This is a genomic window from Capnocytophaga sp. oral taxon 336 str. F0502 (genome assembly GCF_000411575.1).
Lineage (GTDB): Bacteria > Bacteroidota > Bacteroidia > Flavobacteriales > Flavobacteriaceae > Capnocytophaga > Capnocytophaga ochracea.
Genome location: NZ_KE150494.1, coordinates 89,387 through 99,386 on the forward strand (window position 1 = coordinate 89,387; position 10,000 = coordinate 99,386).

The following is a 10,000-nucleotide window of genomic DNA, read 5'->3' on the forward strand; positions in this document are numbered from 1 at the left end:
GTTTAAGTATCAATCTGTTTTACTGAAAAACAGTACTGAAAAACCTCCTCTTTTACCTTTGTTTATAAGGTTAAAGAGGAGGTTTTCACTTTCCTATTCTTCTTAAAAAAGCTCTAATTGCACATAGGTTTCGGGAGCTGCTGTTTCTCTCTGACAGTAAAAGAACTCCATATCGCCAAACTGCTTATCGGTTAGACACATAATAGCTATATTGCCATACTGAGGTAAGTTTTGTTTTACACGATTGATATGCACTTGGGCATTCTCTCTACTAGGGCAATGCCTTACGTACATCGAAAACTGAAAGAGCGTAAAACCGTCCTTTATGAGTTTATCACGAAAGTTCTGTGCTTCTTTACGCATCTTTTTCGTTTCTGTTGGCAAATCGTATAATACTAATACCCACATAATTCTATAAGCATTATATCGTTCTGCTATGATCATAATTCAGGATAAGCTATCAGTCGCTTTTCACCCGCATAGCATTTGTATAAAGAAGAAGCTGTGTTCTTTACTGCTACTATCAAGGGGTGGGTATTCTTCTCTATCTGTACATCACGGGTTGCCATCTGCAGTATATGAGCTTTACTTTCTTTGTTGAGTTCTTCTACTTCAGGATGTGTTGTGAGCCATTCCATTACCAATAAATCTACTATGGGTCGGTAGGGTTCCATTATGTCGCTTGCCAAACAATAGGGGTTGTACTTATTGCGATGGAAAATTCCTAATACTAATAATAAACCTGTATCTACCAATGCGCGGGCTACGATACTGAGTAAAACTCCATATCCGAAATTGAAAAACTGATTAGGATATTCACCAAATCTATCTCTAAGAAAATCGTAATCAATAAGGTACTTCCAATAGTGTTGCGCTGCAATACCTTCCATATTGGTCGTATCGCCCGATTTTACTTCTTTTAGATAGTCGTACATCGGGTCAGCATACTTTCCTAAATGTTCTAAGACCTTAGCTTGGTTCTGAATTTTGCACTCTACAGTTTGCTTCCAAAGTTGTTTTTTAAGAGGTTCGCTCACTTCTAACTGCGTTTTCACCCGTTCAGAATATTGAGTATTCCCACCGAAAGGAAGCATTGCTCCTAAGGGTAAGTGTTTTTCATCACAACTGATAAGTACCACATTATTCTCCATCAATTCTTGCAGTAATTGATGAGAAACTGTAATTTGATAATGGTCGAGCATCAGCAAACCCAAATCTTCAATAGGCACACTTCCTTTTACAGTTTGGGTAGTGGGGTCGGTTATTTTGAGTTGCTTATCTTTCAACTTCAAATGAGCAGGATTGCCTATGTAAATAGATCGGTATAACATAGTTTAAAGGGTGTTTATTGGTTTTTAAAAAGAGTTCTATGCTTTGGTGATATTTCCTAAGCGGTCTACTTTTAGTTTGATACAGACTTCTTTTATCATTATTCCTACTATACTTCTCTCCATTTTATTCAATGGTGAATACTCCATTTTATTTACAATAGGAGATGCCACTGCTTCTTGTACAAAAAAACACTGATTTCCTGTAAAACTCACTGTTTTATAAATTCTTTCTTTCTGTTCTTTGTTAAGGTTATTGAAATTTATTGTCTCTGTGGCTTCTCCTTCCATAGGCACGTACACTAAATCATTAGGCGAAAGGCTAAACAACAATGGTTCTCCTTTTTCATTGCGCTCAGGAACAGAAGGAAGTCCTTGTTTTTGTCGTTCAATTACTTCATTGAGAGGGATAGTTGCATAAGTGCGTTTTTCTTTGCCTTGATATACTCCAAAATACAAGTTAGGTGCTCCCTGAACATATTTCTTAGACTTTGTACCTTTTTCTCCTAATACAAATCTACCACTCCCTTTTTCATAAATTCTCACTTTATAAATAGGTTGATGTTTCTTACCATTGTTGTATTGGGCAATATTTTTGTTGAGTTCTTCTAATCCTTCTGCTGAAAAAGCTACTTCTGGGCTTCCTTTATATTTGAGATAGTTGAGTAATATTTTTTGGATACCTGTATCGGTAATTTTACTAATTTTCTTCACATCAAAACTACTATCAACTGCTTTTCTAGTAGCTGTTAATATATTCCCCTTACCTACTTTTTCTCTATTTAAAGAAATTTTCCCTGAAAAAGTTTCCTCGTGCAAAGGCTTTCTGATAGCCCAATTAGTTCCCTCTTGTTTTACTTTCTTTTTTACAAGTACACCATTTTTCTCTTCCCATTTTTCATAATAGTTGGTAGCTTTATTAATCACTCTTAGGTTTTGTTTAAAACTCACTACTATATGTTCAAGGGCTTCTTTAGCTTCTTGAGTGAAAGTCCTCCAAGGTTTCTTGAACTGCCAGTTATTATTCTTTTTCTCACAGAGGATAGTGCGAAGGTCTATGCGAGATTGTTGTTTTTCTTTTTTATCCTTACTCTTATCCAATGCGTGTTGGTTATTCATATAATTGATGTGCTCTCTCGTAGCACAAGCAATCACTAAGGCGTCCATAGCGTGATGACGGTGGTCTATGCGTTTCTTTTGAAAACCTTGGCTGTATTCTATTGGAACAGTAGGGAGATTTTTTTGAAGTCTGTCGTTATATGAGGTAAATAGCTGTGTTTGGGTAAGCTGATTCATTCGCTCAAAACGAGGAAGTATAAGCTCGTTCCACACATCATTAAGTCCCCAATCTTGTTTGAGGGCAGTAGTAATTTTACCTGTACAAGGTATTATATTTTTAGAGTTTACCCCCTCATCTTTTTCATCTGAACGCACTATTTTAGAAAGTATTTCTGAAATATACTTACTGATGTAACGAGTGTCATTTAGCTGGCGAGCGACCATTTTTTCAGGTATCTCATTCAAAAGGAGCTTTTGCTGTTTAGCTGAATTATTAGCGTAATGTTTTTTCACAAACTCTTTGTATTGTTCTTCTGTGAAGATAGTAACTTCTTTATTAGCTGTTATGCGCACCTTCTCACCGTGGTGATTCTGGATAAATTCCAATCCTAATTGATTTGTTTTTAGCTTATTTACAGCTGATTCGCATATTACCTTATTGGATAAACTATCATCGTAATAACGGCTTTGCGGAATGATATGTTCTATTTCATACTCCTCAGTAAATAGTTTTGTAAGTGAAATCACCTCTCCTGTATAGGGCGATTTATACTTTTGTTCCAACCAGAGCTTGTAGCGTTGTATCTCAGGGGTGGTAGGTTCAACTTTTTTGCGAATTTTCTGAATATCTTCCTCTATTTCATCTGTACTACTGAACACACCTTCTTCATAGATTTTAAGCAGTTCTTGCTGTACAAGCGAATACGGACGCACGTTTTGTATGCTTGCATCTTCTTTTAATTCGGCAAGTAATTTTTTAATACGTAGGTTGGTATTTTCATTCTCTTGATTTTTATCGGAAAGTTGTTTTCTTTCTTCAGCTGTTTTTTTGAGTTCTCTACCCAATTCTATATGTATTTCATCAAAGAAATTCGCTTGTCCCCCACCGTATTGTTGCCAAATATCTCTTACTACGCGTAAAGTTTCGGTAACTACTTGCTCTACTATAGGATTTCTAAGTGAATGTTGCTTGAAATCTTCTAAATATGCTTCTAAATCACTCACTGAAGTCCATTTTTCTATATCGGTAGCTTCGGCGTGACGATTATAGACTACATACTGAGCCAACCAAAGCGGTAAGTCTTGAAAGCAGGTCTCACTATTGAGCTGATATTTCTCTGCTTTTTCTCTAATGATGGTACGGATATCCTCATTCGCTACTCCATTAATAAGGTCGTCTATACGTTTTTGAGTAGATACATCAATGCGATTAAAGTCCCAATGATTGCCAAAACGCATCAGAGGAAGTAACTTTTTAATTGCTTTTTCAGAAAAACTACCATATTCATTAGGATAGGGTTTGAAGTTCTTGAAACTATCTACGAAAGATGTTTTATCTAATTGTTTCTTTTTAGCAAATTTCTTTAATGCTTTTTCAAATTCAACTTTATCCTTCACCGAATATAACAAATGCCACAATCGATATGTTGTATCAAAGGTTAGAAAATTGGTAGGGAGTCCTTCTACTTTCTGCATGTACCGCTGAAGGTCATAGCCTGTTTCATTCATAGGGTATTTTTTGGAGGAGTTATCCGCCACATCATACACATAGTTCCAGCGATAAGTAGTGATCCATTTTTTTAGCTCGATTTTAGCTGTTTTGTCTTTAATTTGAGGATTTTTTGCAAACAAAAAGTATTTCAGTAAACTTTCATTATCTATTTCTTTTTGAGACATCAAGAAGTTGAAGAGAGCCTCATAGTCTTGGGCTGTTTCGATAAACTCAGCAGTTACCTCACGGTCGGTTTCTATTTCGTAAATTCTCAAGTTTTGCAGCCATTGTAGCACTCTAAACTCTTGGTAGTAAGGATTAGATTTGGAACATACTTTTATAGGAGTGTCTTTGCGCTCATTAGTTTCCTTATCTATATACGAACGCTTTTCTAAGGTACAATTGGCAATAGTAGATTTTTTGCTACGCAATGGGCGTTGGTAGAAAATGATATCTTCTACAAACAGATGAAGGAAATCTTTTGATAGTAGATTTTGCTGTTGAGTCTCGTTTTTGCGATATAATTCTCTTATACAGTCTGCCAATAGGGTTTCAGTGAACAATTCTGGTTGAAGAGCTATTTGTTTAGCCAAAATAGCCTTTAGTTCGTCTTTATAGTACTTCCTTTCAATAGTGCGAACTAATTTTCCTTTAATTTTCTGATTAGGGTTTTGTAACAAGTGGTCGTAAATATAAGTACCTACAGGTTTCCCAGAAAAATCAATATCGTGCTCTGTTTTCTTTTTGAGTAAATTCCAATCATTTTCATCAGGGGCTCTGAAGGAACGTTTTTCTTTCCCTTCTTTGTCTAATTTAATTGTCCCATCGTCATTAAGGTCGGTAGTAACAATGAAATCACGTGTTTTCCCCTTCCAGTCGTCCAATGGAATTTTACTCGTGCGACGGTATATCCAACCATTTTCTAAACGGATTGTATACCAAATCTCTCCTTTTTTATTAGGGGCTTCAGCCTCTACATCTACAACTTTTAAGGAGTGAAAAGCAACTTCCTTGTTAGGGTTTTCTGTTTCTTCCTCCCCTCGCAACTGGTAGTACCCTCTTTTCTGATTGAAATGAAGTATAAGCCAAGCTAATTCTTGTTGGGTAATCTTTTGCGAAAGTGCTTTTTTGCGCAGGTAATAAATTGTCCAATCATAAGGGATTTTACTCTCTTCGCCATTAGATTTCTTGTAGAATAACTGAGGTTGGTGTTCTTTGAAATCCTCAATCATCTCATTGAAACTATTCATAAAGATAAAATTCCCATTGTTATAAGCTATTTTGGGTTCAGCATTATCTATAAATTTACCATATCTTTTGGTAAAGTCTATTTGAGCATCGTAGTGAGGAGGTAAAAAACCTAATATGTGAAGTACTCTATGAAGTCGCTCACGGCGAAGTAAATGCCGTTCTCTCAGACGACGCATACTGCGATAAGTAGTTCTTTCGGCAGTTTGAGAAACTGTGGTTCCTTCCTCAAAGTTACTTAACATTTTCTGATCCATAGGAATAATCCTACTACCAGCAGCAATAATTTTTCCTTGTTTGTTTTCAAAATCTTGTTGTACAAAAGCCCAACCAATAGAGTTTGATCCCAAATCTAATCCTAATATATGTTTCATTGGTATAATGTTTTTAGAAAGGACAAATGTAATAAATATTTTTATATAAAAATATTTGCACATTAAAAATATTATACCTACTTTTGTCGCACAATTTGAAAGCAATTCACAATAAGGATGATTCCGTTGTGAAAACATTTAAAGGAGCCCTATCATTATATTAGTGATAGGGTTCTTTTTTATTCCTTATTTTTTGTATCTATAAGAATAGTTACAGGACCGTCATTACACAAGGCTACTTGCATCATCGCCCCAAACTGTCCTGTGGGCACTCGTTTTCCTAACAAACTTTCCACTTGCTTTATAAACGTCTCATAGATAGGAATTGCAACTTCTGGACGTGCTGCCTTTATATAGCTGGGGCGATTACCTTTTTTAGTAGAGGCGTGCAAGGTGAATTGCGACACGATAAGCACTTCTCCTCCTACATCTTTTACCGAAAGATTCATCACCCCATTTTCATCGTCAAAAACGCGTAAATTCAGTATTTTAGCCGATAACCACGCTATATCCTCATTGGTATCGCTATCTTCTATACCTACCAATACTAATAAACCTTTATTGATAGAAGCTACTGTTTGCTTATCTATATCCACCGATGCGTGAGTTACACGCTGAATAACTACTCTCATAAAATATCTTTTTTTATTACTCTCCAAGCCCTTCTGAGTTTCTCTCTCAGATTTGTTAATATGCTATTTCCTTCTCATCAACGGAAGCATTCCACTTACATCTTCCTTCTTACCTTGTCAAAAAATTCATCATTACATCTTCTTTCCTTCTCCTTAGCTTCACTTTAAATTCGTCTTTTCTTCGTTCATTGTTCGTCTTTCCTTCGTCTTTTCTTCGAATAAACCTCAAATTCCAAATACCTCTCCTACCCTACATTTTTTTTACTATTCATTGTCCATTCAAAAAACTTTTAACTCTTAACTACTTATACACCTTTCCCATAATAATCGTACAAGATTCTCCTGCCAATTCTTCTCACCTTTTGCTAATTATCACCTATCCGTGTGTCTCGCATTGCCTATTGTGCTACGACATTCTGAGACATAATCTCTCACATACCTAGCTCCAAGCATTCACTAACATCTTTTACATCGAACTCACACTATTTTTTGCAAATTAACACATTATCCGATAGTACTTTCACTCTATCACCATACGATTGTATCTCCCTAACAAAGTCTGGTGTAATTTTTAAGCGCAGTTTGAGTACAATCTCATTGTCAGTTTCTCTCACCACCTCTTGCGAAGGATGCAGAGGCATCGCTTTGAGGTATTCCACCGGATTAGGCATAAAAACTGAATCATTGGGCAATTTTTTAAAGGCAAGCACCACCTCTTCTGCTTGTGCGTGCTCACTATCTACCCACGCCCCAAAACTATCGTCGAAAAAACACTCCACACCCTCAGGTACAGCGTGCTGATATTTAATATCTTTGCTGTCATCTAAATGGGTAATCCTATCCAAGCCAAACACCCGTAGCGCTTTCTTCTCCACATCCCACGCCAACACATACCAACGCCTTTGCGCCTCTTTTAGCAAATAAGGCTCTATCGTACGCACCACCGGTTGTTGGTTTTTATCCCAAAACTTATAATAGTGCAACTTTAGCTGACGATGTTCTTTAATAGCCCTAAGCAAGGGTGAGAGATACTCCGTTCCCGCAGGCAATCGCCTATCAAACTGAATAACTTTAGAAAGATTACCGTAATTTTGCAAAGCTCTGAACACATCAAATGCCTCGAAGAGGTTTTGGGTATAGGGGTCATTATCTTCTGTGATTTCGTATGCTTTAAGAGATTTGTTAAACTTAATAATTATATGGTAAACTTCTTTAATAATTTGAATATCACGTTGTAAAGTACGTTTAGCAAGAGGTTGCCCCTCTGTATTCTCCATACTTCTCTCCCAAGCATTCTCTAATTCTTCACTAGTACAGGGTTTGATACGCAATCGTTCAACAATAAAACGATGCCTTGAAAACATTTTCGATAAACTCATTTTCAATATTTTTTCAACAAAAGTATAAAGTTTTTTCAAAACGACAAGTTGTTGCGTCCTATTATTATATTTTTGCTTCCGAAATAAAAAAACAAAGCAAAAGGACGTACCTATCATTTTATTTTGTATATTTGCTGGCAGAAACTCATAAAACATATTTTATAGTAAAAACCAGATAAACACAAAATAAACATATTAGTAGCGTTTCGCTTTTATTTTCTAGCTCGAAATACGACCAATTTTTCAATAAGTACAAGAAAGTAAAGCCGGAAGCGTTCGCGTACGCGGGCGTTCCTTTTGCTTTGTATTTATGCCTTTGGTCGGGCAACGAGCTAAGTAAAACGGGATGCCCGCAAACTATTTTTGTAAAACATTGGAGAAGCCGAAAACCATATAGAGTAGGCACTCACTAAAAACTATAATAATATGATTTTAAAAATTGTAAATGGAAGATTAGATCTTCTCAGTGATTCAGGAGGTCGTATCAGAACGATTGCACAAAGCAATGTAATTGACGCTACTCTTAGTGATGATGAAAAATCTATTCTAATCACCTACAGCAATGGTAGAACAGATCTTTGTAACGATTCTGGAGGACGGAAATCTACAGTTGCAGAAAGTAATGCTGTAAAAGCTATTTTTCACAAATCAGACATACTAATCACCTTAAAAAACGGAGATATGGAACTGAGAAACCAAAATGGTGGAAAGATAAGAAGCATTTAATTTACATTTCACAAGGAGTGCAAGCCTATAATAAAACTTAGGCTTGTTACTCCTTCTAAAAAAGATTTAACAACAATGAAAATACAAAATAACAACTTAAGAAGCCTCGAATCGCTTTACCTCCCTATAATGTGGAGCCTAATACTTTCTTTGCTAGCAAAAAAACACAAACTACTTACAAAGAATATGAGGCAGAAAGAAGAAAGTAATGAAGTTCCATACAACGAAAACATTTTTTCTTGCATTGAATATGATTTAGAAGGAAATGAAAAAAATAAACTCATACGCAATTACTCTCCTAATGGAGAATGGAAAACTATTTTCTATCATAATGGAAAGCCCAGCCATATCGTAAGAAAAGAATGTACTATAGTAGAAAATTAGTATATTTGCAGGCATTAAAAAGTTAAACAATAATTAAACACCTAATATATGTACACACAAGCATTCAAAGAGGCAGTAGCCTACTGCAAAGCCAACAATCTATTTGTAGGGTATGGCAACCCTAACGGTAAAGTTTTAGTAATCAGCAAAGAAGCCGCACACATTGGCAAAGAAGAGACTACCGAAAATTTAGAAAAGAAAAAAGAAGAGCTCTTCCAAAGTAATGTATCTCAATGGGAACACATCCTCTCTACCAATGAAGTGCCTAACTACGATGGTCAACGCCCCTCCTCTCACAATCCCTTATATGCTTACCTTAATCAATATAATAGTTGGGATAAAAGCAAAAAAGGAGGAACCAGTCGTACCTACTTATCATACGAAAAACTCTACGAACAGCTATTCTTACAAGGTGAAAAACTTGAAAGAATCAACTTTCAAAAAGAGTTCTTTATCACCGAGTTCAGCGACTACCCTACTAAAGAAAGCTACAAAAATAAGGATATAGAAGCCCTTAGAAAACAGTCTATAGAAGAGCGTAAACCTCTCTTTGCAATGCCTTTTTTCAAAGAGTTTCCTATTGTAATTGTAGCAGCCAATGATTATCCAAGCCGTTACCACATTAATTTAGAACAAACTTTTGATGTCGTTTTTCAAAAGGAAATAAAAGTAGGAAGAGACCGCTATTTCTTACACTTTAGTAAGGATAATAAACGTATTCTTATCCACACCCGACAATTAAGCAATAGCTTTTCTCGAGAACTAATACCTGCTATCGTTAAAGAAACTAAAAAGTTTTTAAAGTAGAAATTTTATTAACAACAAAAAAGAGCAATTCTTTATCAGAATTGCTCTTTATAAGAAGGCGGCGACATACTCTCCCACAACAAGTGTAGTACCATCTGCGCTAAAAGGTTTAACTGCTCTGTTCGGAATGGTAAGAGGTGAGACCTTTGACTATAACCACCTTAAATCTTTAGGCCTTAGGTTGTGCGACTCAGAACTAATACCTGATGCCTGTGGCCTAATGCCTTGATATTTTAACATATAGGGATAAAAAACATATTTTCTCAATTGACAATTGATAATTAACAATTGTTGTGATGCTAACGCTCTTTAAAAGAATCTCTACGCGCGAAAAGTCTACGGGTGATTAGTA

Annotated in this window: 8 protein-coding genes and 2 rRNA genes (1 of these 10 only partly in view); 3 read left to right on the forward strand and 7 right to left on the reverse strand. The window is 35.9% G+C overall.

Annotation, left to right across the window (positions count from 1 at the left end):
* Positions 1–102: 102 nt before the first annotated feature.
* The 5 genes from cas2 to HMPREF1528_RS11765 all read right to left on the reverse strand — a co-directional run bounded on the left by cas2 (position 103) and on the right by HMPREF1528_RS11765 (position 7,731).
* The gene (gene cas2 / locus HMPREF1528_RS11745) at positions 103–444 is read right to left on the reverse strand and encodes a CRISPR-associated endonuclease Cas2 (RefSeq protein WP_009411569.1); all 342 of its coding nucleotides are present in this window, start codon (positions 442–444) and stop codon (positions 103–105) included.
* Positions 441–1,331: a type II CRISPR-associated endonuclease Cas1 gene (gene cas1, locus HMPREF1528_RS11750; protein WP_016479926.1), complete on the reverse strand. Its 891-nt coding sequence runs from the start codon at positions 1,329–1,331 to the stop codon at positions 441–443. The genes cas2 and cas1 overlap by 4 nt, the downstream gene beginning before the upstream one ends.
* 36 nt (positions 1,332–1,367) lie before the next feature.
* Complete coding sequence (gene cas9 / locus HMPREF1528_RS11755) at positions 1,368–5,720, reverse strand: type II CRISPR RNA-guided endonuclease Cas9 (RefSeq protein ID WP_016479927.1); 4,353 nt, start codon at positions 5,718–5,720, stop codon at positions 1,368–1,370.
* Positions 5,721–5,899: 179 nt separating this feature from the next.
* Positions 5,900–6,352 (reverse strand): D-aminoacyl-tRNA deacylase, encoded by a 453-nt coding sequence (gene dtd / locus HMPREF1528_RS11760; protein ID WP_016479928.1) that lies wholly within the window; start codon positions 6,350–6,352, stop codon positions 5,900–5,902.
* Positions 6,353–6,834: 482 nt separating this feature from the next.
* On the reverse strand, positions 6,835–7,731 hold the full coding sequence (locus HMPREF1528_RS11765; RefSeq protein WP_034568094.1) for a helix-turn-helix transcriptional regulator: 897 nt from the start codon (positions 7,729–7,731) through the stop codon (positions 6,835–6,837).
* A gap of 426 nt (positions 7,732–8,157) precedes the next feature.
* Here HMPREF1528_RS11765 and HMPREF1528_RS11770 point away from each other — a divergent pair, with 426 nt between their 5' ends.
* The 3 genes from HMPREF1528_RS11770 to HMPREF1528_RS11780 all read left to right on the forward strand — a co-directional run bounded on the left by HMPREF1528_RS11770 (position 8,158) and on the right by HMPREF1528_RS11780 (position 9,648).
* The gene (locus HMPREF1528_RS11770) at positions 8,158–8,457 is read left to right on the forward strand and encodes a hypothetical protein (protein ID WP_016479930.1); all 300 of its coding nucleotides are present in this window, start codon (positions 8,158–8,160) and stop codon (positions 8,455–8,457) included.
* A gap of 75 nt (positions 8,458–8,532) precedes the next feature.
* The gene (locus HMPREF1528_RS12800; protein ID WP_016479931.1) at positions 8,533–8,841 is read left to right on the forward strand and encodes a hypothetical protein; all 309 of its coding nucleotides are present in this window, start codon (positions 8,533–8,535) and stop codon (positions 8,839–8,841) included.
* Positions 8,842–8,889: 48 nt separating this feature from the next.
* Complete coding sequence (locus HMPREF1528_RS11780) at positions 8,890–9,648, forward strand: hypothetical protein (protein ID WP_016479932.1); 759 nt, start codon at positions 8,890–8,892, stop codon at positions 9,646–9,648.
* A 53-nt stretch (positions 9,649–9,701) separates the two neighbouring features.
* Here HMPREF1528_RS11780 and rrf read toward each other — a convergent pair.
* Both rrf and HMPREF1528_RS11790 read right to left on the reverse strand, forming a co-directional pair.
* Positions 9,702–9,812 (reverse strand): 5S ribosomal RNA (rrf, locus tag HMPREF1528_RS11785).
* Between the two features lie 162 nt (positions 9,813–9,974).
* A 23S ribosomal RNA gene (locus tag HMPREF1528_RS11790) occupies positions 9,975–10,000 on the reverse strand; it runs 2,814 nt beyond the window's last position.